This window comes from Spirochaetia bacterium (assembly GCA_022482625.1).
Classification (GTDB): domain Bacteria; phylum Spirochaetota; class Spirochaetia; order Sphaerochaetales; family Sphaerochaetaceae; genus Pleomorphochaeta.
Genome location: JAKVOU010000001.1, coordinates 761,603 through 786,334, shown reverse-complemented (window position 1 = coordinate 786,334; position 24,732 = coordinate 761,603). Strand labels below are relative to the sequence as shown.

The window sequence follows — 24,732 nt, the reverse complement described above, 5'->3', positions numbered from 1 at the left end:
ATATTTTGCTGTACAAACCTGATTTTTGGTACTAAACTCCCTCTCTATCGGAGAGAATAATGGAACTTTCAAGACAGAGGATTGATACCGTACAATTGGGTACGCTCATGCTGCTTTCGGTAATAACTGAACTGGCCATCAACATGGTCAACTTGGATTTTGTTTACCATTTCAGGACTATGTTCAATATGCCGGCTGGCCTGATCGGCATTGCCGTAGGCCTTGCTGCAATTTCTTATTGTATTGCCTGTATTGCACTTGCTTCTTTTTATGAACGGCATAGACCCCGTAATGTCATTCTTGTTGGCCTGATAGGCCTGGTCGTTGTCATGCTTCTTATAGCATGGTGTACCAGCTTGCCGTTGATTTGGCCTCTTCTCGTGCTTTATGGATTTGCCCAGAGTATGATCTGGCCGAGCATAGAAGCGTGGCTGTCAAGAGGGAAGGAAGGAAAGCCCCTGAACCAAGCTATAAGCAAGTTCAATTTTTCATGGAGCCTGGGGGCTGGTATTGCTCCCTATGTCTGTACCTTGCTGGTAGAAAGAAACACGAAACTGCCGTTTTTTACAGCAGCAGCATTGTTTCTTTCAATTTCAATTTTCCTTTTCGTTGCTTCCATCATTGTGCCGCAGATCCGTACCTTTGACAGTGAAAAAGTTTATGTAGGCAAGGCGGCAATGCAGGACAGATCAACTATCCTACGTTACTTCTGCTGGGTGGGAGTATTTGTAGGTTATGTTGCCCTGACAGGTGTCCAGACGGTCTTTCCTCTCTATGCAGGAGAAGTCCTAGGATGGACAGAGAGTACTACCGGTATTCTTCTGCTGATCCGTGGCATAGTAAGCTGTGCAGTTTTTATGCTGCTGGGACAAACTGAGTTCTGGCATTTCAAGTTCAGGTATATCATTCTCAGCCAGATGGCGATTGCAGGTTTGCTTTTGGTGTTCAACGGGGTGACCTCATTTGGCCTGCTGATAGTTTTCTTCTTCCTTTTGGGTATCTTCTATGCTTTTCTTTATGTTGAATCAATTTTTCACGGAGCAAGTGGTTCCGTCAATCGGTCAAGAAGAATGGTTATCCATGAAGTCGTGCTTAATATAGGGATCATCGTAGGTGGCGCCTTGGGTGGTGATTTCTATGATCGGTTCGATTATCCTTCCATGATGCTGATTTTTTCGGCTATTCTTGCAATAGTCTGTATGGTACAGCTGGTTATCTTCTTGCTCAAACGGAAGAAAAAGGTATGATGGAAGGGACCTGTCTTTTTTTCCATATAGCATGGTCTGCTTGATTGGAGGATATGAAAAGGGGGTGCATATGTCCTTCTTGCGACGGAGTAAGGAGAAATGCCAGATACTTGATTTGGCACGTCAGGTTCCGACGATACGGGTAGGTGGTTGTACCGGGGAAAAGGAATTTGGCCTTACGGACAAGACAAACGGGCATTTCGTTCCGTATGGGATTATCCGGACTGAGAAAGATATTGCCGTGTTCTGTAAAAGATTTTGGTTTTCCGATATAGATATCAAGTGGGAATGTTGAGGTAAGTTGCATTATCAGTTGCTTATCCTGTATACTCCAGGCATAGGAGATTTCTAGAATGGCACAGACATTGACTGAAAAGATTCTGCGTGCACACCTTGAAGAAGGTGAACTTGTATGCGGAAAACCGATCGGCATCAGGATTGACCAGACACTGACTCAGGATGCAACAGGAACCATGGCATATCTTCAATTTGAATCCATGGGATTGGATAAAGTCAGAAATGAACTGGCCGTGAGCTATGTTGACCATAATACGGTTCAGGTAGGTTTTGAAAATGCCGATGACCACAGGTATCTGCAGAGCATTGCGGCAAATAAGGGTATCGTTTTTTCCAGGCCAGGCAACGGAATCTGCCATCAAGTACATCTTGAACGGTTCGGCGTGCCAGGAAAGACTTTGCTGGGAAGTGATTCCCATACGACGACAGGCGGTGGAATCGGGATGATTGCTATCGGAGCCGGTGGCCTTGACGTTGCTGTTGCCATGGCTGGCAAGCCTTTCCACATCATAGCTCCGAAAGTGATAGAGATCAGGCTCAAGGGCCAGCTTAGACCGTGGGTAAGTGCAAAAGATGTAATTCTCAAGGTACTTGAACACTTTACGGTCAAGGGTAATGTCAATTGTGTGTTTGAATATACAGGAGAAGGCGTATCGACTCTGGAAGTACCTCAACGTGCTACCATCTGCAATATGGGTGCCGAATGCGGAGTAACAACAAGTATCTTTCCGAGTGATGAAAAGACCCATGAATTCCTGAAGGCTCAGGGAAGGGAAGAAGCCTATACTCCTCTGTCTGCGGATAGCGGCGCTGTATATGACGGTCTGTTTGAGATTGACCTTTCTGCATTGGAGCCTTTGTGTGCCTGCCCGCATAGTCCTGGTAATATAGCCACCATCAAATCATTGGCTGGCAAGAAGGTTGACCAAGTACTTATCGGTTCCTGCACAAATTCCAGCTATGTGGATATAAGGCGGGTTGCAGATATCCTTGCAGGACATACGGTCCATCCGACGGTCAGCCTTGGTATTGCACCAGGGAGCCGTGAAGTCTTTGAGATGCTCAGTGAGGACGGGAGCCTGACAAAGTTGATTGCGAGTGGTGCTAGGATTCTTGAGTGTGCCTGTGGGTTCTGCATCGGTAACCACCAGAGTCCTCCTACCAATGGTGTTTCCCTTCGGACAAGCAACAGGAACTTCGAGGGACGCAGCGGTACCAAGAGTGGACAGCTTTATCTCGTCAGTCCTGAAGTAGCTGCCCTTGCTGCCCTTACCGGTCGTTTTACTGATCCTCTTGCGGTCACTGACATTGCCTATCCGAAAGCAGCAGAAGTGGAACAGTTCCACTACGATGATTCAATGTTCATCTTCCCTCCTGAGGACGGACACGATATTGAAATTCTTAGAGGACCGAATATCGGAGAGCCTCCGGCAAAAGGTCCGTTGGAAAAGGAACTTTCCGGCGTCGTGACGATCAAGGTAGGGGACAAGATAACCACCGATCATATAATGCCGGCTGGCCCAAGATTGAAATATCGTTCCAACATACCTGTATATGCGGGTTTTGTCTTCGAGGGTGTCGATCCTACTTTCAGTGACCGTTGCGGTGAAAACCGTGACAGCGGCATTGACAATTTCATTGTCGCAGGCCTTTCCTATGGGCAGGGATCCAGCAGGGAACATGCTGCAATCTGCCCGATGTATCTGGGAGTAAAGGCCGTATTGGCACTTTCAATCGAAAGGATACATCAGAACAACTTGTGCAATTTCGGTATTTTGCCGCTTACGTTCTTCTCTAAGGACGACTATGATGCGATCCAACAGGGTGAGACCATTGAGATTGACGACGTACAGGATCAGGTTACGATGGCTTGCTTGGAAGGAGCACCTTTTGTTGTTCGTATCGGAGACCGAAACGTAAAGATGAAATGTGAAATCACCCGTCCTCAGCTTGATATGCTGCTGGCCGGAGGATTGCTCAATGTCATCCGCAGTGATATGAAAGACAAATAAGCAGATTTGCTTGTCGGCCGTATGGCTGATCTTGCATAAGAAAGGAGCTGTTGCAGAAGTTTTGCATCGGCTCCTTTTATTATTGTCCTTCAAGATATTGGCCCAAGCCTATGTGCCTGGATTAGCTGAAACTTATAGATACGGTGAGGGCATTTCCAAGAAATGCCGCCTGCCTGTTGTATGTTTTGATTCTATGTTCATTCGTCTTGGACGTACCTTCGCTTTGCAAGCTTATCGAAAAAGATTTGATTCTCTTCTATGGCACTGTGGAAATACCAAAATATCGGGGTTGTTGCTTTGTCATCTGTGACTTTTGCAACAACCCCGTTCTGTATCAGACGTAACTAGTCTTTGTTCCTACTGCTTTTCATTGCTGCTGAACCGATCTTCAATAGGAATGACTTTCCTTGCAACCGGTCCGCAGTATACTTGGCGTGGACGTCCGATCTTCTGATATGGATCGTGCCTCCATTCCAACCAGTGGGCAATCCAGCCAGGGAGACGTCCCATGGCAAACAACACCGTGAACATGCTTGAGGGAATTCCCATGGCATGGAAAATGATGCCGGTGTAGAAGTCAACATTGGGATAAAGATGCCTTTCCTGGAAATAGGGATCGTTCAATGCCGCATCTTCAAGTTCCTGTGCAATCTTGAGCAAAGGATCTGTCTGAGCTTCTTCTCCGAGTACTTCATTGCAGAGTTTCTTTGCTATCTTTGCCCTTGGATCATAGGTCTTGTACACCCTGTGTCCGAATCCAGAAAGCCTGAAATTCGAATTCTTGTCCTTTGCCATGCTGATGACGTCTTTGATGGAAAGTCCGTTCTTGTTGATTCTTTCCAACATGTCAAGCACTGCCTGGTTTGCACCGCCGTGTCTGCTGCCCCACAGTGCACAGCAACCGGCTGCGACACTGGCATAGAGGTTTGCGCCACTTGAAGCAACCAATCTTACGGCACTTGTCGAGCAGTTCTGTTCATGGTCTGCATGGATGATCAACAGTTGGTTGAGGGCCTTTACATGTACAGGGTTTGGTGTGTAGTTTATCACGGGTGAAGCAAACATCATGTTGAGGAAGTTCGCACAGTAGGTGTACTTGTAGGAAGGTGGTATTGCATCCTGACCTTGCATCTGCCTGTAGGTAAAAGCGGCAATTGTCCTCATCTTTGACAGAAGTCTTGTCACCGTAAGGTCTATGTTCTCTTCAGGATCTACATCTCCGCTCATCTCAGGATAAAAAGCTGAAAGGGACGCGACCATAGAAGCCAAGATTGACATAGGATGGGCATTCTGTGGAAAATTTCTGAAAAACAGCTGCATATCCGTATGCAGCATGGAATGCTTGTTCAGCAATTCCTGATATTCGTGCCGCTGATGGAGGGTAGGCAATTCTCCTTTTACCAACAGATAGGCTACTTCGACGAAGTCACAGTGATCTACCAAGTCCTGAATGTCATAGCCTCTGTATCTGAGTATGCCTTTTTCACCATCTACATAGCAGATGGAACTCATGCAGCTGCCTGTATTCATGAATCCCGGATCATAGGTCAACAGTCCTGTATCTTTTCTCAGATTGGAGATATCAATTGCCTTGCCGCCCATGTTGTCTGTAATCAATCCAAGATCACATTCTTTCCCATCCCAACTAAGATGTGCGCCTTTTTCCTTCAGCTCCATTTATTTCTGCTCCTTCAGGCCAAACAGCCCTGATCCATTGAGATCATCCAAGGCAAGGACCAGGGCTTGTGTTCCCATCTTGCCTCTTCCGTGTCCTTGCATGGCAACATACAGTTGGTTTACCAATGCCAGCGTCGGTAAACTCAGTTTCATCCTTTTTGCCTCATCAAGGGCAATGCCCATATCCTTTACAAAATGATCCACATAGAAACCGGGATTATAATTCCCTGCAATTATCCTTGGTGCCAGGTTGTCCAAGGTCCAGCAACCGGCAGCTCCTGCTTTGATGGTATCGACCAGCCTTGTCAAATCAAGTCCGGCCTTTCTGCCATACAACAGGGCTTCACATACACCACCCATTGTTCCTGCAATGACGATTTGGTTGGCCATCTTTGTATGTTGTCCTGCACCTGACTTGCCTTCGAGGGTAATATTCTTTCCCATGACCTGCAGATAGGGAAGGGCTTCTCTGAAAGCACTTTCTTCACCGCCGACCATGATTGACAGGGTACCTTTCTGCGCGCCGATATCTCCACCTGATACAGGAGCATCCAGTGCTGCTGCGCCTATTGCACCTGCTTTTTCTGCAATCTTGATTGCCAAGGATGGTTCAGTAGTAGTCATGTCGACCAGTAACTGACCGGTTCTTGCAGTGCTGAAGATACCGTTGCTTCCAAAGTAAACTTCGTTGACATCCTTTGGATAACCTACCATGGTAAAAACAATATCTGCTGTTTCTGCTACTTCTGCAGGAGATACCGCAAGCCTTGCGCCTTTCTTTACCAAAGGCTGGGCTTTTGATGCCGTGCGGTTATATACGGTCAGCGCATAGCCAGCATCAAGCAATCGCATAGCCATGTTCAGTCCCATGACACCTGTTCCGATCCATCCGATATGTTTTTTCTCCATGCTTTGCATCCTCCATTGCGTTACTGTGTGCATCTTATCACAAACCGTGTGATTTTGAACATAAGACCCAAAAAAATAACATAATTGAAATAATGATTTCACAGAAGTTGAAAAAAAGGGCTGCCTTTTTTTTCGGCAGCCCTTTTCTGAAGTCGTTTGATTGTCAGTATCAGTCGACTTTGAACTGCTCCGGTGTGAAACCTCCGAAATTCGAAGCGGGAACGATTTTTCCACTCTTGACCAGCTGGTAAGCTGCGTCGAGCTTTTCTATCGTTGCTGCACTGAGCTGGTTATGTCCTGGGGTCTTTACGTAACCGGTAGAATCGCTATCTGCCTTCAACAGGTAATTTCCCCCTTTGAAAGTACCGTTGTTGATTTCAGTAAGGACTCGCTTTACATTCGGTCTCATGACTTTCAGTACGCTGGTAAGGATGATATTGCTGTCACCGTTTACTCCGTCATTCCACTGGTCTACGTCACATCCGATGACCTTGCAGGCTCCGTTGCTTTCCTTTGCTGCGGTGAATACACCGTTGCCGCTTCCGCCGGCTGCGACAAAGAGGATATCACAACCTTTTTCAATCAGCTGTTCGCCGACGACCTTGCCTGTTGCTTCGTCAGCAAAGGAACCGATGTAGTTACCACCCACATTTGCTCCTGTTACATCAGTGCCGGCCTGGGAAGCAAGTTCTACGCACTGAGTTTTTGTTTCATACTTGGCATTGGCATATTTTACGCCGCATTCGAAACCATACTGGTAGTTTACGTTTGAAGGATAGGCTACTCCATTGACTACGGCTACTTTTCCGGTCTTTGTTTCCAGGGCTGCAGCCATTCCTGCGAAGAAACCACTTTCCTGCTCAGCAAACTGCATTGCATAGATATTGTCAAGCACGATGTTCTTGCTTGGATCCTTCGGATCGGTAGGATAGGTGTCAACAAGGATGAACTTTGTGTCAGGATTATCAATTGCGAGCTGGCTTATACCTGCAAACTGGAATCCAGTGCATACTTCTACATCGTAATCGGCTACTACGTCTCCGGCGGCCTTCAGTGCCTTTGCTACGTCACCGCTGGGTTCTCTGATCGGTTTGACTGTTGCTCCCGGATTATCTTTGATGAAGTCCAGGATACCATTGTAGTTGTCTTCGTTGAAGGAGCCGTCATCTACACCGGATGGGGTGGTGATGATGGTAATCTTCAGACCTTTCTTTGCTGCCGGCTGTTCAGTGGTTCCGTTTGCAAAGACCAGACCAGCGCACATTGCTGTTGCCAGCAATACACTCAGTGCTTTTTTCATATGCTTATTTCTCCCTTGAACCGTTTTCACCATACATCGGTTCCAATACCTATAATCGTAAGACAAAACAGGCATGTTGTGCAACAGAGAAAGCTGAACAAAATGCACTCTCTCAAAAGGGGTGATGCATATCTGTCCGAAAAACGGTCATGCTACAGTTCAAGCCCGAAGTACTCACCACAAATCCATTGGTTTCCTATGCAAAACATCCTGGAAGTAGTACCTTCATGGCAGAAACCGAATTTCTTGTAGAGTCGGATAGCTTCTTGGTTGTCAGATCTTACGGTAAGATTCAGTTTCCTGATACCTGCGGCCTTTGCGTTCGCGATGACCCGTTCCAGCAAAGCACTGCCGATTCCCTGTCCCCAGTATTTTTTCTGGACGGCAATTCCCAGCTCTCCTACATGTCTGATCCTTTTTCTGCCTCCGATTGAAAAGTTGGCACTGCCGATGACCTCGTTGCCATCAACGGCAATAAGAAAGGATGCACGTTCTTGTTGGGATTTTAGAAAAGATGCTTCAGTCGCCACGGTGAGTCCTTCAAGAGCCTTTGAATCGAAAGTGAGGTTATCGGTCTCATCCCCTATCATTTTCATATGTGCGATGACTGCTTCTGCATCCTGTTCCGTAGCTGCTCTGATTATGATGTTTTCCTGCACTTTCCTGCTCCTTGTACGCTAGCATATGCTTCCTTTATAAGTTTCGTCAATAAGCGGCTCACCGTAGTTGCAATAGTGTGATATGTCAGAAGGAAGGGATGGCATTTGCCCTTTTTCTCTGTGGTGGTGCAGATGTTGTGTACCTTGATATCCATACCTCTTGGATAATTTTGGCTTATCGCATAGAATTTTTAAAAGTTATTATGGCAGGCTTTGTCTCGGTTTCCTATGGGAAATGCCTGTTGCAGATTATATGGATAAGGAGATTGCAATGGCAGAAAATCTAGTTGAATTGCGTCATATTACCAAGCGCTTTCCCAAGATCGTTGCCAACGACGACATTTCCCTTGAAGTTCGAAAAGGTGAGATATTCGCACTTTTGGGAGAAAACGGTGCAGGGAAATCCACACTGATGAGTGTACTCTTCGGTCTATATGAACCTGATGAGGGTGAAATCTATATCAGGGGTCAGAAAGTCAATATTGATTCTCCATTGGAAGCAAACCGTCTGAATATCGGTATGGTCCATCAGCATTTCAGACTGGTAGAAAACCAGACGGTTGCTGAGAACATCATCCTTGGCATTGAGCCCGTCAAGAAAAAGCTGGGACTCTTCAGCAAGGTAGACCTTGCCCGGGCAAATCGGGAAGTGAAGGAGCTTTCCCAGCGCTACAACCTGGAAGTAAATCCGATGGACATGATAGCAGACCTTCCTGTTTCTGCCAGACAAAGGGTAGAAATACTGAAAATGCTCTATCGCAATGCAGAAATCCTTATCTTTGATGAACCGACTGCAGTACTTACACCTCAGGAGATTGATTCTTTGCTTGATGTCATCAAGTCCTTGCGTGACGGGGGAAAGACTATCATTCTCATTACCCATAAATTGGATGAAATCAAAAAGATTGCAGACCGTTGTGCTATCCTGTGCAAAGGCAAGCTGATAGATGTCCTTGATGTGAAGACGACTTCCACGCAGACGATGGCAGCTCTGATGGTCGGCCATGAAGTTGTCCTGGATATAGAAAAGAAACCACTTGAAAGCGGAAGGGTAGTCTTGGATGTAAAGCATCTTTCCGTGCGTAACAGCGATGGCTATACGGTGGTTGATGATGTTTCCTTTACCGTACACGGGGGAGAAATCCTGGCAGTCGCAGGAGTTGCAGGAAACGGGCAGGTTGAAATTGCCGATGCCATTGCAGGTATGACAGACATGGCAGGCGGTTCGATTGAAATGAACGGAGAGGATATTTCTGGACTTGATATCCGCCAACGTAGCGAGAAAGGTATTTCCTACATTCCGGAAGATCGCCACAATGTAGGTCTGTTGCTGGACTTTGATCTTGCCGATAACCTTTGTCTCAAGCAATACTATCACAAGCCATACTGTTCCCCGCATGGAATCCTTGATTTTGATCAATTCAACAGGACCGGTGAACAGCTTATCAAAGAATACGATATCCGTTGCAGTGACGGAGTCCATACGTCAGTAAGGAGCATGAGCGGCGGCAACCAGCAGAAGGCAATCGTGGCCAGGGAGCTTTTCCTTGATTCCGATCTGTTCATATTCGTACAGCCTACGAGAGGGTTGGATATAGGGGCAATATCCACCATACACGAAAAAATCGAAAGCCTCAGAGACAAAGGCAAGGCTGTTTTGCTTATTTCCCTTGAACTCGATGAGATCATGGAACTGGCAGATACCATACTGGTAATGTACAACGGAAAGGTACAGACAATCCGAAAAGCCGGTGATCTTTCAAAGAACCAAGTCGGCGAATACATGATGGGGGCTCACCATGAGTAATGAGATCAAGATCAATCCGATGAAAAGGCTGATGGTCCGTTTCTGCGGTCCCGGTAAGCACCAGTTGCTGCGGACTTCACTTTTCTGCATTGTCCTCAGCTTGCTTGCAGGGGCCATATTGCTTCTGTCATTGGGCAAGAATCCCTTTGTTGCCTATGGGAGTATCCTTCAGGGAGCCGGTTGCCTTCCCAAGCTCCGGTATCCCGGTAGGAAAAACCAGCTGACGGATTTACTTTCCTTGCTGAACTATGCGACACCGATGGTCTTTGCTTCCCTTTCGGTAGCAATTGCTCTCAAATGTGGCTTGTTCAACATCTGCGTGTCAGGCATGATGGTCCTTTCAGGGGTGATGGCTACAGTCCTTGTCGGCTATAATCCGTCGATTTCAGCTCCTCTGGCGCGAATCTTGGTCGTGCTGATCGGTATTCTGTTCGGAGGTGCGCTCGGAGCCTTGATAGGCTGGCTTAAGTATCGGTTCAACATGAATGAAGTTGTCGTTGCCATCATGTTCAATTATATCATCAGCTATATCGTCAGTTTCTTCATTAGGACCGATTTCATTGATCCAGTTACCAGGCAATCGGTGGAAATCGGACAGAATGCCCGGCTGACGCTGATGGATGTACAGGCCTTTGGCCTCAGAATGAACATTACCTTGGTAATGCCGCTTGCCATCATCTGTATTTTTCTTATCCGTTTCCTTTTGCAGCGGACACGGCTAGGCTTTGAACTCAAGGCCGTAGGAAGCAACAGGAAAGCTTCCCGTTATGCAGGAATGAAAGTCGGCAGGACGATGATAATCACGATGGTGATCAGCGGAGCCCTTGCAGGTCTTGCCGGTGTTTCCTATTACCTTGGTAGTTATGCCTCCATACAGCCGAGGGTAGTTCCCTCTTTGGGCTTTGATGCCATAGCCGTTGCCTTGCTTGGAAATTCAACGCCGGTAGGTTGTTTCTTTGCTTCCTTGCTGGTGATGATATTCAATTCAGGAACTACCTATATGTCATCGAGACTGGGAGTGCTGAGAGAAATTGCTTCACTGATTACCAGTATCCTGCTGCTGTTCAGTGCCTGTGGCGTCTTCTTCAGATCGTTGGCAGGGCGCTACTATGGAGAAATCCTTGATTCGGAGGCAAAGCATGAATAATATCATCATTGACGGGCTGTCTTTTTCCCTTCCGTTGTTCATCATTGCAATCGGCGGTATCTATAGTGAAGGCAGCGGTATCACCAACCTTGCATTGGAAGGCTTGCTTGGCTTCGGTGCTTTCTGCGGTGGTTTCATGGTTGCTCTCCTTACACCGCACTTTGCTTCAAATCCCTTGGCTTTGATTTACCTTTCATTGCTCTTTGCAATGATAGGCGGAGCAATCTTTGCAATCATCCATGCAGTGCTGTGCATTACCTTCAAGGCTGACCAGGTGATCAGTGGCGTGGTGATCAACATGCTGGCTACGGCATTGACTGCATTCCTTGCCAACCAGCTCAATGCTTCCCTGTTCGGGCAGGCTTCCAACAAATTCATGCTGGAAGTTTTCCCTAAGGTGACTGTCCCTGGTATTTCAAAGATTCCGTTTGTCGGGGCATTCTTTACCGATATGTATACCTTCGAGTTCATCATCATAGGCGTGGCGCTTGTGATGTGGTATATCCTTTACCGTACACCTACGGGGATGCGGATCAGGGCCTGCGGTGACAACCCGCATGCCGTAGCGGCTGCCGGTGGGAATGTTGAGAAGATCCGTTTCGGGGCCGTGATGGTCAGCGGTGCCATGGCTGGGCTTGGAGGTATGTGCTTTGCTTATTCCATTTCAACCAATTTTTCTCCAAGCATCTATATGGGATTCGGTTATCTTGCCATTGCTTCCTACATCTTCGGCAACTGGAAGATCGGTCCGACATTCCTTGCCTGCATCATCTTTGGCTTTGCAAGGAGTGCTGGGTATGTGATCGTCCAGAAACTGGGACTTCCGAGCAGCTACAGTGATTTGGTACTGACACTGCCTTATATATTGACACTTGTGCTTCTGATTTTCTTTTCCCAGACCAACCATGCTCCCCGTGCCTTGGGTGAAATCTATGATCAGAGCAAGAGGTAGGCGATATTTGACCATATGGATGTCCTGTTTTTTTGAGCCTTGGCCTTGATATTGAGGAGAAATGACCATGTTATCCATTTTGGTCGTGGATGACGATCTGCATACGCGGATGTTGTTGACGACAATTCTTCAGAAACACGGATATGGTGCTCTTGAGGCTGGAGATGGCCTTGAAGCTTTGAAAGTCCTTAGGGCGAATTTTGTAGATCTTATTCTCCTTGACCAGATGTTGCCGAGGATGAATGGGTTGGATTTTTCCAACAAATTGCGCAGTGAACATTCGATGGTTCCTATCCTCATGGTGACCGCAAGAGGTGAGAAAACCTCTGTGAAGAAAGGTTTTATCTCCGGTATTGATGATTATATGGTAAAACCTGTTGATGAGGATGAACTGATCCTTCGGATCAAGGCTTTGCTCAGGCGATCAAGGATTGCCAGTGAAGCGTGCATCAAGATTGGGCAGGTCTCACTCCGGTACAATAGCTGTGAGGTAGAAAAGGATGGTGTCAGTACGGAACTTCCTCCCAAGGAATTCTTCCTGCTGTACAAGCTTCTGTCCTATCCTGGGCAGATTTTCACCAGGTTGCAGTTGCTTGATGAGATATGGGGCTTGGATTCTACTTCTGATGCATCGACGATAAACGTGCATATCAACCGGCTACGGCAACGCTTTGCAGGGTGGGATGAATTTGAAATCGTAACGGTACGGGGCCTAGGTTACAAAGGAGTCATCCATGGCTAGGAAACAGCATGAATTGGTTACGCAGCTTACGTTATATGCAGCAATCATGATGGCAATTCTCATTATCGGATTTTTTGTTTCCTTGCTTATATTGACACACGGTGGCCTTGATTTCAGTCTGATCTTGAATTTGATTTCTCAGCTTGCTTATTGGGAATGGTTGGATTTTTTTGTTTTATTGGTTTTTATTATTGTCGTAGTACTTTTCAGTTTTATGATCAGGGTAAGGCTCAAGCCGTTGCTGGAGATCAACGAGGGAATGAAGCAACTGGCGACAGGGAAGTTCGGACTGGAATGTAAAGAAGGGACAGGAAACATCATAGAAATCAGGGAATTGCAGCATAGTTTCAATCTTCTTTCAAGGGAACTAGAGAAAAAGACTGTGCTCAGCAATGACTTCATAGATAATTTTTCGCATGAATTCAAGACTCCGATTGTTTCCATTGCCGGATTTGCAAAGATATTGGAAGAAGGTGACCTTTCTGCTGACAAGGAGAAACAGTATCTTCGGATCATTGCAGAGGAATCGACTCGTCTTTCCGATTTGTCACAGAATATGCTGTTGCTTTCAAGGATTGAGAATACGGTGATCCTACCAGAGCGAAAAGCATGCGATGTCTCAGAAATCGCACGACGCGAGCTGTTGTTGCTGCAACCTCAGTGGGAAGCCCGGCATCTTGAACTTGACCTTGGATTGGATGACGAACTTATTGTCAGCGGCAATGAAGGCCTGCTGAAGGAAGCCATATTGAACCTTTTGACAAATGCGCTTAAATTCGCTCCTGATTATTCTGTACTTGCCGTGGGAACGGTAGGAAACAGTTGCTATGTTACCAATGAAGGTAGCCTGACGGAAGATGAACAGGAACACGTATTTGATAAGTTCTATCAAAGCGATGCAAGCCATACTTCGCAGGGCAATGGTATCGGCTTGTCAATTGTCAGCCGTGTCATGCAGCTGCATGGAGGCAGTATCCTGCTTGATTGCTCCCGTGAAGGCTATGTGAAGTTTTCCCTTGTCTTTCCTGAACAGAAATAAGATTTTTATCGGTTGCATCCATAATTACGTATTTTGTCGCTGTGTGATTGCATCAGATGCCATCCTTTGGGCGTGCATCTGATTTTTTGTCTTGTCAGGTATGCTTTTCCTTTCAGATTCCAATTATTTTTTCAAAGTTTATGTTCAGTTTATGTTTCTTCTGTAGGTTGTACCCGTAACCAAGATAGAGGAGAAACGACAATTGAACAGAAATATACTATCTATCATCCTTCTGACAGCAATTGGTTTGGGAAACCTTGCTGCCCTTTCCTTGGAAGATGCAAAGAAAGGCGCTGTCGGGACTGACCTTGCCTTGCATGTACAGCAACTGAAACTTGAAGAAAGCCAAGGCAATGCACAGGTCAATCCTCTTATTCCTGATATTTTCCTTGTCGGCAGTGCTACCGGTACCCTTGTTCCGTTGAGTGACAGTGGATCGGTTTCCGGCTTGTCTGTTGCCATGGGCTTGGAAGTGTCACTTTCCTTGGACAGTACCTTGGGATTGCAACAGGATATCAAGGACCTGAGTGTGGTTTCTTCTGCCTTGGCATTGGAAAGCCAGAGAATCGATGTTGAAACTACCTTGCTTCAGGATTATTGGACCGCAGCCGGCTATGTATTCCAAGCTCCTATTTTGGAACAGGCACTTGAAAATGCAAAGAAGCAATATACTGCCGCACAAGAACGTTTTACGGATGGAAAGATCACGAAGCTTTCAATGAAGCAATCTCAGTATAGCGTACAGAAAGCGCAGAAAGCCGTTGACGATGCAGAAATGGGAAAGCAGCAGGCTTTTGAAATACTTTCACAGGTTACGGGACTTGATGTAGACGGGAGCTTTGACGTCATGCTTGAAGTGCGGTCTCTGAAATCTGCAGAAGAACTTTTACCCTATGTCATGAAGACCTGCGGGGTGCGAACTGCGGCTAATGCCGTTGAAACGGCAGCATTGCAGGAAGAATTGACCAAGGCAAGTTCGATGGCACCTGTAGTTTCCTTCAGCTTCAGTTCAGGTAACCTTGGTTATGATGGGAGTTGGAGCAGCACTTCGGGTACTTCCTCGACATTCTTCGGTGATACGGCCAGCGGTACGGTCGCTGTCTCGATTCCACTCGGGGGGCATGTTGCTCACAGTACAGCAGCAAATTCGGCCAACAAGGCAGTGTTGGACCGGCAGATTGCACAGACGCAGTTGGATGCTGCAAAACAGTCTTCACTGAGCAGCTTACGCAGTACGCTTTACAAGATAGAAAGTTATGTGCGTGCATATGCACTGGAAAAAGACCAGCTCGATTTTGTTACTTACCAACGTGACATGGTCGAAAGTCAGTATCGGGATGGTAAATCAACATACTTGGATTACGAGGATGCACAGATGACTTTTGAAAAAACACAGCTGGCAATTCTTCAGGACCAGCTTAACTATACACTTTCAGTATATTCATTGTCAGCATTATTGGAAGTTACACCTGAAAAATTATACATGGAGATAAACTGAAATGAAGAAAAGACGTGTAGTTACACTAATTTTAATTGTTGCTATAATTGCTTTGATTGCCACTACTTATATTAATACATTCCAAAGAAAGACAGAAACTTCTTCTGTAAAGGCCGAAACAGAAATCGTAGTTCCTGTGAAAGGAATGAGAATTATAAGAAGTGATTTCAAGAAAATACTGACAAGCGGTGGGGAAATATACAACAGCGTACATGACTATAACCTTGCTGCCGTTGTCACTGGAACTGTCGGCAACATTGCCGTCAAGGAAGGGAATACGGTTACGAAGGGGGAACCTATCTGTGAAATTGATCCTTCTACCCCAGGCAATGAGTATGTGGTAACCCATGTGACTGCACCCATGGCCGGTATCGTATCGAGCGTTGGTGTGGTAGACGGCGGAAGGATTACTTCCGGTTCTACGATCATTGTCATTTCCCAAATAGGGGATCTCCAGCTGAAGACCTCCTATCCTGAGAAATATTACCTGACAGTCAAGAAAGGCATGGAGGCTTATTTCTATACCGAAGCCCAGCCTGATAGACCACAGACGGCTGTCTTGATCGGAAAGGATGAACAGATTTCTCCTGCAACAAGAACATTTTCCGTCTGGTTTTCTCTTGCTGATACCTCCGATCTTGCAAGCGGTATGTATGTGCAGATGAATCTGGTACTTGAAAGCAGTGAGGGACAGCTGTTGGTACCGAATGACCTGATTCTTACGGACAATGGCAAGCAATATGTGTACATCTACAAGGATGGCAGTGCCGTGAAGACTGAAGTCGTCCTGTCTGATGCAAATGAAAAGGACAGTATCGTTGTCTCTGGTATAGGCGAGGGAGATATGCTGCTGATGGATACCGGTCTTGCCGATGGAGAAAAAGTGGAGGTAGTAGAATGAGACTCGGTGAATTCTCTGTCAGGAAACCTGTTACGGTACTGATGGCCTTCCTGCTTGCAATGGTTTTGGTTGTTATGGCATTTCCACACCTTGCGACGTCACAGTTCCCCAAGGTAACACTTCCTGTCATTTCCGTCAGTGTGCCCTGTCCCTCTGCAGGTCCTGATGAGATTGAAGAACAAGTCGTAAAGCCACTTGAAGATTCCCTGGATTCCTTGGAGTCCCTTGATACCATGCATAGCCAGTCTGGCACTGGATATGCCTATATCATCCTGCAGTTTGACTATGGTACAGATTTGCATACAAAGATGATGGATGTAAACAATAAGGTCCAGGCTGTGGTATCAAGTCTTCCTTCTTGGGCCAATATGCCTTCGGTGCTGACCTACGATGTCGGCAGCAATGATGATATCATGAGCCTGATTGTTTCAGGAGAAGCCTCTGACACTGTCAAACTTGATGCAATAAACAATATCATCAAGCCTGCCTTGGGAAGAGTGGAAGGAGTATCAAAGGTAACGGAGGGTGGTCTTGATACCAAGGAATACCAGATCCAAGTTGATCCGAACAGACTTGCTGCACTTGGACTTACCCTGTCCCAGGTTGTTGCAGCCGTTGCACCCCGCACGCTTCTTGGCACGTTGGGGAGCATCGAGGATACTTCCTCCTATAAGTATTCGATCGTCATTGACACCCGTTATCAAAAACCGTCTCAGATACTGGATACGGCTATTGAAACGGTAGATGGGCATACCGTCCGTGTCAAGGATGTTGCAGGACTCGCCTATGTTTCGACAAATGACAGCAGCCATGTTACCATTGATGGAAAACCGGCTGTTGCCTTGGATATTGCCAATACCAGCGATTCCAATTCCATCCAGGTTGTCAAGGCAGTCAAGAAGGCACTTCCGTCTATACAGGCTCTCCTCCCTGGTGGTGTTACCCTGCAGACCTATTCGGATAATACCGCTTTTGTAGCTTCTACCATCAACAGCGTAGGTATCAATGCCATTGAGGGCATTTTGCTGGCTGCCCTGATTATTTTCATTTTTCTCAGGAACCGCAAGGCGGCTTTTATAATTTCGCTTTCCATGCCGATTTCAATATTTGGTACCATAGGTCTTATGAACATGATGGGATATACGATGAATGTCGTCAGCATGAGCGGCCTTATCCTTGGCATCGGCATGATTGTAGATGCGTCAATCGTAATCTTGGAAAATATCTACAAAAAAGAAGAAGCAGGGATGGAACCTCTTGCAGCGTCCATTGAAGGTAGCCATGAAATGACTTCTGCAGTATTTGCCTCAATGCTTACGTCTGTCTGTGTGTTCTTTCCTATGTATATGTACCATAACCAACTTGGTATCATAGGCGTTATGGTAGAAGGTTTCCTCTTTGCTATCATGAGCTGCCTGATCCTTTCCTTCATTGTTGCAACGACCTTGGTACCGGCACTTGCGGGACCTATCCTTAAGATGAAAACCCATAGGCAACAACCGCTGAAGAACCGTTTCCTTGCATATGTGGACCAGAAGATGTCAAACTTTGAGAGCAAAGTCACGACCTTTTACGGCCGGTCGATCAATTATGCACTTGACCATAGGTTGCTGCTTATTTCCCTGTTCGTTGCCTTGTTGCTTTTCTTTGTTTCATTTGTGCCGCATATGAACAAAAGCTTGCTTACACCGGTCAAAACCAGTGATTCCATGATAGCCTCCCTGACATATGCTGACGGTACCTCGCAGCATGTAGTAGAGAAAGAGCTTGACAGGGTAGAAAAGGAACTTTCTGCAAAGCTTGATTCTGCCGCATATACTTCAATCAGATGTACTGCAGAAGACAATGAGGGAACATTGACGATTTCACTTCCTCCAGCTGATGAGCAACCGCTTGATTTCCAGCAGCTTTCGGATGCGGTAAGACCTGTACTTGAGGGAAATCCATTGGCAAAATGGACCATCAGCCAAGCCGCGGCGTCGATGGCTTCCTCTGCGGTCGATGTTGAAATATTCAGCACTGATTCAAAATCTGCAAAGGTCGCTTCTGACCGTTTGATGGATGCCTTGAAACGCAAGGTACCGGATGTGACGAATTTGAAATCCGATGCAGTTGCCGGAGCTCCAAGGCTCAGGATAGTGCCTGATCAGAAACGGCTTGATGCACTTGGCATTACGGCCAGTCAGATAGAGGCAACGCTTTACACGGCTATCGGTGGTGCAAAAGCGGCTACGATTACTTCCTTTGATTCCAATGACAGCAGGGATCTGGTGGTTACCCTGGCTCCTAGGTTCGTAGATGACATTTCTGCGCTTGGCAGCCTGATGATAGATACATCAGTCGGCAAGGTCCGGCTTGATTCCATAGCTGCAATAGAAGACTCCGTAGGACCGACAATTATCTATAGGGAAGACAAGCGGCGAATCAACCATATTACCGCTGATGCCGTCGACGGTGTCAGTACCAGCCAAGTCAATGCAGAGGTACAGGAAGTCGTCAAGGCTGTAGTGTTGCCGGAAGGGGTGAATTTGAGTCTGGCAGGTCAGATGAGCGATTTTGCAGATGCAGATGCTACATTCCGCACGGTATTGCTGTTGGCATTGGCATTGGTATTTACCGTAATGGCCAGCCAGTTTGAATCTATCAAGGATCCGTTCATCATCTTTGTATCCATTCCGTTGCTGCTCATAGGTGTCATTGCAATCCATCTGATCATGGGCATGGATATTACCATGTTTTCTTTGATCGGTATCATTGCTCTTGTGGGTATCGTCGTCAACAATGGCATCGTATTGGTCGATGCCATCAATGGCCTTGTTGCCCGGAAAATCCCGGTAAAGCAGGCATGCCGTATGGCGGCTGAGAGCAGGCTTCGTCCGATCTTGATGACGACCCTGACTACAATCCTTGGTATGATTCCCCTTGGGTTTTTCCCTGGAGCCGGAAGTGAACTGATGCAACCAGTGGCAGTTACCATAATCGGAGGTATCATTTCGGGCGCTTTCCTTACTTTGTTTCTGACGCCGATAGTCTATTCCATCGTACAGAAGAACAAGCTGGAGAAAATGTTCAATGACAAGGACTCCAATGCAAATCAATTGATCCGTTATGATGTCCTGAAAAAAGAAAAAGAAAGGGCATAAGGATGGAAGTGACAGATTTTACTGTAGAATGAAGAATTTTCATAAGTCATTGCCGGAAGTTGCTTGCTGTCGGCAATGACTGTCTTTTATGCTGTTGATTCAAAATGCTATTGTTTTTATCATTGGTCCTATGGAACAACATACTATTATGTTTGCAGGAGCGGGCGTATTTGCCACTGCCATGGCAGAACGTCTTGCCTGGAACAAAAACAATACTGTATTTCTCTACAGCCGGGACAAGGCGGTAGTCAACGAAATAAATGACCTTCATCAAAACAAGAAATATTATCCGACTCGTTTCCTCAACAAATCGATCGTTGCCTTTGATGATTTGCCAAGATTTGCAGAGGCTGACTATATCTTCATTGCCATTCCTTCAAAGGCTGTCCTGCCTTTCTTCACATCTATCAGCAAATATATACGGCCTGATTGTCTGGTCATCAACCTTGCAAAGGGGATGAATGAAGACGGTACGTTCGTTACTTCCCAGATTCCTGCTGAACGCGTAGCCAGTATGAAAGGGCCGACTTTTGCCATAGAATTGATGAATGGCAGTCCTTCGGCTTTCACTTTCGGTGGCAGACGTAGGGATTATATTGAAACCAAGAAGGAAATATTGGATGATACCCTTATCCTGTTGGATTACAGTGACGATACCAGGGCAGTTGAACTGCTGAGCGTATTGAAGAACATGTATGCCATAGCCATAGGCCTGGTGTCAGGGAGATTCAATTCACCGAATGTTGATTTCCTGATCTACACCAAGGCTGTGAGGGAGATGCGTTCTTTCCTCAAGCTGTACGAAGCTGATCCCCATGTCATCTATACTTACTGCGGGGTAGGAGATCTCGGACTTACCGGTCTCAATGATCTTTCCCGGAATAGGACGTTGGGGCTTATGATGGGCAAGGGGTTCAGGATTGATACTTCACAGAAGAGTTCTACGGTCCTTGAAGGACTCCGGACTGTAAAACTCATGCAGGAAATCACGCAGGAGAAGAAACTTGAAGTGTATTTCCCTATCGTCAATGCCCTTTACAGCTTCTTGTATGAACATTCTACTATCCAAGAATATGAAAAGGCTGTCTTTGTCTGACAATCAAAAAAACAGCTGACTTTTTCTATGTGGCAAATTGCAGTCTAGTATTGTCTGTTTAAGATCAAAAACCACGGGTTGTCCGTGGTATGTCTCGATATGGGCAATCAGATCGGAGCCTATCATTTCCCGAAGTCTTTCTAGGTCCTGCATTTCTGTCTTCATCATTCAGCTCTTTAAAACTTCCACGAATGTATCTCCTGAAATTGCCTAAAAGTTTGATTTACGCCCAAATTTATGAGATAATTGGGTGAAAAAATAAGGAGCATCCTATGAGATCATTCGATTATTCTCGTCTTGCTGATTCAAAATTGGACAGCCAGACTATCTCCTACATTGCCCAGATCCACGAAGCCAAGGGAAAGCAGGAACTGTATGCAACCCAGAAAACTGAAATGCTCGATCGACTTGTCGAAGTCGCCAAGCGACAAAGCACGGAATCATCGAATGCAATCGAAGGCATCCGGACCACGACCTCACGTCTTGCCCAGATCTGTGCAGAGAAGACGACCCCGAGGAACCGAGATGAGAAAGAAATTGCTGGGTACCGTGATGTTCTGAATACAATCCACAGTAATTATGAGTTTATTCCCCTGAAACCTTCCTACATCCTCCAGCTTCACCGTGACCTGATGCAGTATGCTGACGTCGGTTTCGGAGGCAAGTTCAAAGACTCGCAGAATGAGATAAACACCTTCGATGCCGACGGAAAACGGTGGATTGCTTTTCTCCCAACTGCTCCATATGAGATTCCTGGTGCCATCGAGGCAATCTGTGAAAACTACAATAGGGCGGTAGGCAACCATATAGTCGAGCCTCTGATTCTCATCCCTGTCTTCATCCTTGATTTTCTCTGCATCCATCCATTCAATGACGGAAACGGGAGGATGAGCAGGTTACTCACCACGCTCCTTCTGTATAAGGCGGGATTCAATGTAGGAAGATACATTAGCTTGGAATCAAAAATTTCGAAGACCAAGGACGCCTATTACGACACGCTTTCAGCTTCGGACCAGGGTTGGAACATTGGTGAAAACAATCCTCTGCCATTCATCAAATACCTTCTTGGGACAATCCTTGCGGCTTACCGCGATCTGGATGACAGGATGACGCTTGCATCAGAGAAAACAAACAGCCTTGGGCAGGTACGGAGGGCCGTCGAAAGTGTGATTGGAAGATTTACCAAACGCCAGATTATGGACATAGTTCCTTCAGCCGGCAAGTCATCAATAGAAAACGCACTGAAATCACTTGTCGAGGAAGGCTTCATCATACGCTCGGGCGTTGGTAGAGCGACCTTTTATGTGAGAGCCGACAGCCAGGAATCGCCCAAGTAATCTTACTATAGCCCAAAATAAGTATGTTTTTGTGCGTATTCTATATTACTTGGGAGATACGACTCAGAGGTCTTTGTCTCTCAGGCTTGCAAAGCTGAAGATAGCAAATTTTTTCTGCTTCGATGATGGAGGTACCAGCCTCTGTTCCATATTCTCGGTGGTCACATTGTAAGGTAGGACAGTCTGAGTGCCTTCACTTTACTGTCCCAAGTGTCGGCAGGTCCTTCGACTTGTCTGTTATGGGATAAAAGTATCTGGATTGTTACATTTTTTACTAACTGGAAAAAGGTAATTTGACTTTGATTTTGTCGTTGTTTTGTTTGATTGCCCTGACTTTATGCCGAGATACAGTTGGAATTGGGTATATTTTATGTCAAATAATAAGGCTCTGTTTTCCGAGTGTATTGCAGGGCTAGCCAACAGTGGGAAAAGGCAAGGGAGGCTTGTGAAATATCCCCCAATAGGTTGAACATGTTCCGATTGTCCGCATCTTGTCCAGCAATACGGTTTTCAGATCCAGGCGATTCGATCCGGGGTTCTCGACCTCGAAGCCATTCCAGGCAAGATAGTCGTCAAGATATTTCGTGGAGACACCCCTGAATCCAGCCAGCAGCCCCCGAAGACGGCTATGCAGGCTGTTGACCTTCTGCAAGTTGTATCGCCCTCGTACCGGGCATCCCTGTATGCCCGCCTTCAGCTGTACCACCGGCAGGCCATCCGAGGCGCAGAATTCCCGGCTTGCCCGGCTCTTGTCGGTCACCATCACCACGTCATCGCCCAGGTGCGAGGCCAGGACAAAGGAAAGGTAGCGGGGTTGCACCATCCCCCTGCCGGCAGCCTTCGCCAGGGTCTTCCCCTGCTCGTCGATGGCGCACGGCACGCAGACCTTCTGGTTGCCCAAGCCCCTCGTATGGGTCGCTTTCCCTCTCTCATGACGATGGCCCGTCACCCTATGGGTCTTGTATGCCGGGCTCCGATGCCGCTTCCCCCTGGTTTTCCGCATCGCAGTTGCCTTTGTAGTTGTCCTGGATGTATGTCTCGTCCTCCTGTACCCGGCCGCTGAGCAAGTTCCCCGTGGATCCCGTCGCCAGTGCATCGAGGATCTTGTGCCGCCAGAAGAACGAGGTGCTCAGCGCTATGCCGCACTTGCGTGCGGCCTCCCGCAGGGGAAGCCTCAGGGCGAATGCCTCCAGGTAGGCCTCCCAGGTTTCCTTGCCGTGCTTGCTCTTGTATCGCACAGAACCGGTGGTCGCCCCGAACGTACGCCCGCAATCCCTGCAGAGATACCGCTGCTTGCCCCTGACGAAGCCGTTGCGACGGACATGGACACCGGAGCAGTGGGGACAACGCGGCATGTCCTCGGGACTGTCCCGATGCTTGTCGGGAGCATCCGTTGCCAGTTCGGCCAATGCAATGACCCTCTGGCGGTCCTGTTCCGATAGATTCCCGAGCATTTCCGCCAATGTTTCAAGGCTGATGGTTTCTTTGTCTTTACATAACATATGTTGAGTATATTACAAAAAGACGGTCGCTTCAAGCGCTTAGCAATACACTTGGAAAACAGAGCCAATAATAATGAAAATTGGGTTGACTTTGTATCTTAAAAGAGTGAAAATTGGGTTGACTTTGTGCAATAGGCGGTGGAAACAGATATGGAATTTTACCGTAATCTTCTTGGAAATCTCAGAGAATGGCGAAAGTCGCCATACCGGAAACCTCTGGTTATCCGTGGTGCGCGACAGACGGGTAAGACAACTGTTGTGAAGGAATTCGGAGCAGAATTCGACACATTCATCTATCTCAATATGGACATTGAGAGTGACCTCAGTTTATTCAGGAGCTCTCTTTCTGTAAAAGAATGGCTCTGTTTTCCAAGTGTATTGCAGGGCTAGCCAACAGTGGGAAAAGGCAAGGGAGGCTTGTGAAATATCCCCCAATAGGTTGAACATGTTCCGATTGTCCGCATCTTGTCCAGCAATACGGTTTTCAGATCCAGGCGATTCGATCCGGGGTTCTCGACCTCGAAGCCATTCCAGGCAAGATAGTCGTCAAGATATTTCGTGGAGACACCCCTGAATCCAGCCAGCAGCCCCCGAAGACGGCTATGCAGGCTGTTGACCTTCTGCAAGTTGTATCGCCCTCGTACCGGGCATCCCTGTATGCCCGCCTTCAGCTGTACCACCGGCAGGCCATCCGAGGCGCAGAATTCCCGGCTTGCCCGGCTCTTGTCGGTCACCATCACCACGTCATCGCCCAGGTGCGAGGCCAGGACAAAGGAAAGGTAGCGGGGTTGCACCATCCCCCTGCCGGCAGCCTTCGCCAGGGTCTTCCCCTGCTCGTCGATGGCGCACGGCACGCAGACCTTCTGGTTGCCCAAGCCCCTCGTATGGGTCGCTTTCCCTCTCTCATGACGATGGCCCGTCACCCTATGGGTCTTGTATGCCGGGCTCCGATGCCGCTTCCCCCTGGTTCCCAAGTTGTTTTCCGCATCGCAGTTGCCTTTGTAGTTGTCCTGGATGTACGTCTCGTCCTCCTGTACCCGGCCGCTGAGCAAGTTCCCCGTGGATCCCGTCGCCAGTGCATCGAGGATCTTGTGCCGCCAGAAGAACGAGGTGCTCAGCGCTATGCCGCACTTGCGTGCGGCCTCCCGCAGGGGAAGCCTCAGGGCGAATGCCTCCAGGTAGGCCTCCCAGGTTTCCTTGCCGTGCTTGCTCTTGTATCGCACAGAACCGGTGGTCGCCCCGAACGTACGCCCGCAATCCCCGCAGAGATACCGCTGCCTGCCCCTGACGAAGCCGTTGCGACGGACATGGACACCGGAGCAATGGGGACAACGCGGCATGTCCTCGTGACTGTCCCGATGCTTGTCGGGAGCATACGTTGCCAGTTCGGCCAATGCAATGACCCTCTGGCGGTCCTGTTCCGACAGATTCCCGAGCATTTCCGCCAATGTTTCAAGGCTGATGGTT

At 47.3% G+C, this 24,732-nt stretch carries 21 protein-coding genes; 15 read left to right on the top strand and 6 right to left on the bottom strand.

Features of this window, described 5'->3' with window-relative positions; all coding sequences use genetic code 11:
* The first annotated feature begins 59 nt into the window (after positions 1-59).
* From LKE40_03515 to LKE40_03505, 3 genes are all read left to right on the top strand, one after another.
* Complete coding sequence (locus tag LKE40_03515) at positions 60-1,247, top strand: MFS transporter (GenBank protein MCH3916537.1); 1,188 nt, start codon at positions 60-62, stop codon at positions 1,245-1,247.
* A gap of 70 nt (positions 1,248-1,317) precedes the next feature.
* On the top strand, positions 1,318-1,542 hold the full coding sequence (locus tag LKE40_03510) for a hypothetical protein (GenBank protein ID MCH3916536.1): 225 nt from the start codon (positions 1,318-1,320) through the stop codon (positions 1,540-1,542).
* Positions 1,543-1,600: 58 nt separating this feature from the next.
* Positions 1,601-3,556 carry an aconitate hydratase gene (locus LKE40_03505; GenBank protein MCH3916535.1) on the top strand — a complete coding sequence of 652 codons (1,956 nt, stop codon included), beginning with the start codon at positions 1,601-1,603 and terminating at the stop codon, positions 3,554-3,556.
* Positions 3,557-3,913: 357 nt separating this feature from the next.
* Here LKE40_03505 and LKE40_03500 read toward each other — a convergent pair whose 3' ends face one another.
* The 4 genes from LKE40_03500 to LKE40_03485 all read right to left on the bottom strand — a co-directional run bounded on the left by LKE40_03500 (position 3,914) and on the right by LKE40_03485 (position 8,101).
* A complete protein-coding gene (locus LKE40_03500; protein ID MCH3916534.1) occupies positions 3,914-5,233 on the bottom strand; it encodes a citrate synthase in 1,320 nt (439 codons plus the stop codon).
* The gene (locus LKE40_03495) at positions 5,234-6,142 is read right to left on the bottom strand and encodes an NAD(P)-dependent oxidoreductase (protein MCH3916533.1); all 909 of its coding nucleotides are present in this window, start codon (positions 6,140-6,142) and stop codon (positions 5,234-5,236) included. It abuts the gene before it with no gap.
* Positions 6,143-6,311: 169 nt separating this feature from the next.
* A complete protein-coding gene (locus LKE40_03490) occupies positions 6,312-7,442 on the bottom strand; it encodes a BMP family ABC transporter substrate-binding protein (GenBank protein MCH3916532.1) in 1,131 nt (376 codons plus the stop codon).
* 152 nt (positions 7,443-7,594) lie between these two features.
* Positions 7,595-8,101, bottom strand: coding sequence for a GNAT family N-acetyltransferase (locus tag LKE40_03485; GenBank protein ID MCH3916531.1), 507 nt, complete (start codon positions 8,099-8,101; stop codon positions 7,595-7,597).
* A 271-nt stretch (positions 8,102-8,372) separates the two neighbouring features.
* Here LKE40_03485 and LKE40_03480 point away from each other — a divergent pair, with 271 nt between their 5' ends.
* The 10 genes from LKE40_03480 (at position 8,373) to LKE40_03435 (ending at position 21,763) form a co-directional block, all read left to right on the top strand.
* Entirely contained in the window at positions 8,373-9,908 is a 1,536-nt protein-coding gene (locus LKE40_03480) for an ABC transporter ATP-binding protein (GenBank protein ID MCH3916530.1), read from the top strand.
* Entirely contained in the window at positions 9,901-11,055 is a 1,155-nt protein-coding gene (locus LKE40_03475) for an ABC transporter permease (protein MCH3916529.1), read from the top strand. The genes LKE40_03480 and LKE40_03475 overlap by 8 nt, the downstream gene beginning before the upstream one ends.
* Entirely contained in the window at positions 11,048-12,007 is a 960-nt protein-coding gene (locus tag LKE40_03470; GenBank protein ID MCH3916528.1) for an ABC transporter permease, read from the top strand. The genes LKE40_03475 and LKE40_03470 overlap by 8 nt, the downstream gene beginning before the upstream one ends.
* A 67-nt stretch (positions 12,008-12,074) precedes the next feature.
* Positions 12,075-12,749 carry a response regulator transcription factor gene (locus tag LKE40_03465; GenBank protein ID MCH3916527.1) on the top strand — a complete coding sequence of 225 codons (675 nt, stop codon included), beginning with the start codon at positions 12,075-12,077 and terminating at the stop codon, positions 12,747-12,749.
* Positions 12,742-13,788 carry a HAMP domain-containing histidine kinase gene (locus LKE40_03460; protein MCH3916526.1) on the top strand — a complete coding sequence of 349 codons (1,047 nt, stop codon included), beginning with the start codon at positions 12,742-12,744 and terminating at the stop codon, positions 13,786-13,788. The genes LKE40_03465 and LKE40_03460 overlap by 8 nt, the downstream gene beginning before the upstream one ends.
* A gap of 202 nt (positions 13,789-13,990) precedes the next feature.
* A complete protein-coding gene (locus LKE40_03455) occupies positions 13,991-15,286 on the top strand; it encodes a TolC family protein (protein MCH3916525.1) in 1,296 nt (431 codons plus the stop codon).
* 1 nt (position 15,287) lies between these two features.
* The gene (locus LKE40_03450; GenBank protein MCH3916524.1) at positions 15,288-16,187 is read left to right on the top strand and encodes an efflux RND transporter periplasmic adaptor subunit; all 900 of its coding nucleotides are present in this window, start codon (positions 15,288-15,290) and stop codon (positions 16,185-16,187) included.
* On the top strand, positions 16,184-19,330 hold the full coding sequence (locus LKE40_03445; GenBank protein ID MCH3916523.1) for an efflux RND transporter permease subunit: 3,147 nt from the start codon (positions 16,184-16,186) through the stop codon (positions 19,328-19,330). Before LKE40_03450 ends, LKE40_03445 begins: the two co-directional genes overlap by 4 nt.
* 130 nt (positions 19,331-19,460) lie before the next feature.
* Positions 19,461-20,426, top strand: a complete 966-nt coding sequence (locus tag LKE40_03440) for a glycerol-3-phosphate dehydrogenase (protein MCH3916522.1) — start codon at positions 19,461-19,463, stop codon at positions 20,424-20,426.
* Between the two features lie 272 nt (positions 20,427-20,698).
* Positions 20,699-21,763, top strand: a complete 1,065-nt coding sequence (locus LKE40_03435; protein ID MCH3916521.1) for a Fic family protein — start codon at positions 20,699-20,701, stop codon at positions 21,761-21,763.
* 412 nt (positions 21,764-22,175) lie between these two features.
* On the opposite strand, the gene LKE40_03430 is transcribed toward LKE40_03435, so the two are convergent.
* Entirely contained in the window at positions 22,176-22,766 is a 591-nt protein-coding gene (locus LKE40_03430) for a hypothetical protein (protein ID MCH3916520.1), read from the bottom strand.
* Between the two features lie 103 nt (positions 22,767-22,869).
* On the opposite strand from LKE40_03430, the gene LKE40_03425 reads away from it, so the two are divergent.
* On the top strand, positions 22,870-23,205 hold the full coding sequence (locus LKE40_03425) for a hypothetical protein (GenBank protein ID MCH3916519.1): 336 nt from the start codon (positions 22,870-22,872) through the stop codon (positions 23,203-23,205).
* Positions 23,206-23,415: 210 nt separating this feature from the next.
* Positions 23,416-23,655 carry an AAA family ATPase gene (locus tag LKE40_03420; GenBank protein MCH3916518.1) on the top strand — a complete coding sequence of 80 codons (240 nt, stop codon included), beginning with the start codon at positions 23,416-23,418 and terminating at the stop codon, positions 23,653-23,655.
* Here the strand turns inward: LKE40_03420 and LKE40_03415 are convergent.
* Positions 23,652-24,605: an IS1595 family transposase gene (locus LKE40_03415; GenBank protein ID MCH3916517.1), complete on the bottom strand. Its 954-nt coding sequence runs from the start codon at positions 24,603-24,605 to the stop codon at positions 23,652-23,654. The two genes, LKE40_03420 and LKE40_03415, sit on opposite strands and share 4 nt — an antisense overlap.
* Positions 24,606-24,732 lie beyond the last annotated feature (127 nt).

Coding starts and splice junctions, on each gene's coding strand:
- LKE40_03515 (MCH3916537.1), top strand. CDS start 60: ATGGAACTTTCAAGACAGAGGATTGATACCGTACAATTGGGTACGCTC.
- LKE40_03510 (MCH3916536.1), top strand. CDS start 1,318: ATGTCCTTCTTGCGACGGAGTAAGGAGAAATGCCAGATACTTGATTTG.
- LKE40_03505 (MCH3916535.1), top strand. CDS start 1,601: ATGGCACAGACATTGACTGAAAAGATTCTGCGTGCACACCTTGAAGAA.
- LKE40_03500 (MCH3916534.1), bottom strand. CDS start 5,233: ATGGAGCTGAAGGAAAAAGGCGCACATCTTAGTTGGGATGGGAAAGAA.
- LKE40_03495 (MCH3916533.1), bottom strand. CDS start 6,142: ATGGAGAAAAAACATATCGGATGGATCGGAACAGGTGTCATGGGACTG.
- LKE40_03490 (MCH3916532.1), bottom strand. CDS start 7,442: ATGAAAAAAGCACTGAGTGTATTGCTGGCAACAGCAATGTGCGCTGGT.
- LKE40_03480 (MCH3916530.1), top strand. CDS start 8,373: ATGGCAGAAAATCTAGTTGAATTGCGTCATATTACCAAGCGCTTTCCC.
- LKE40_03475 (MCH3916529.1), top strand. CDS start 9,901: ATGAGTAATGAGATCAAGATCAATCCGATGAAAAGGCTGATGGTCCGT.
- LKE40_03470 (MCH3916528.1), top strand. CDS start 11,048: ATGAATAATATCATCATTGACGGGCTGTCTTTTTCCCTTCCGTTGTTC.
- LKE40_03465 (MCH3916527.1), top strand. CDS start 12,075: ATGTTATCCATTTTGGTCGTGGATGACGATCTGCATACGCGGATGTTG.
- LKE40_03460 (MCH3916526.1), top strand. CDS start 12,742: ATGGCTAGGAAACAGCATGAATTGGTTACGCAGCTTACGTTATATGCA.
- LKE40_03450 (MCH3916524.1), top strand. CDS start 15,288: ATGAAGAAAAGACGTGTAGTTACACTAATTTTAATTGTTGCTATAATT.
- LKE40_03445 (MCH3916523.1), top strand. CDS start 16,184: ATGAGACTCGGTGAATTCTCTGTCAGGAAACCTGTTACGGTACTGATG.
- LKE40_03440 (MCH3916522.1), top strand. CDS start 19,461: ATGGAACAACATACTATTATGTTTGCAGGAGCGGGCGTATTTGCCACT.
- LKE40_03435 (MCH3916521.1), top strand. CDS start 20,699: ATGAGATCATTCGATTATTCTCGTCTTGCTGATTCAAAATTGGACAGC.
- LKE40_03430 (MCH3916520.1), bottom strand. CDS start 22,766: ATGCGGAAAACCAGGGGGAAGCGGCATCGGAGCCCGGCATACAAGACC.
- LKE40_03420 (MCH3916518.1), top strand. CDS start 23,416: ATGGAATTTTACCGTAATCTTCTTGGAAATCTCAGAGAATGGCGAAAG.
- LKE40_03415 (MCH3916517.1), bottom strand. CDS start 24,605: ATGCCGCGTTGTCCCCATTGCTCCGGTGTCCATGTCCGTCGCAACGGC.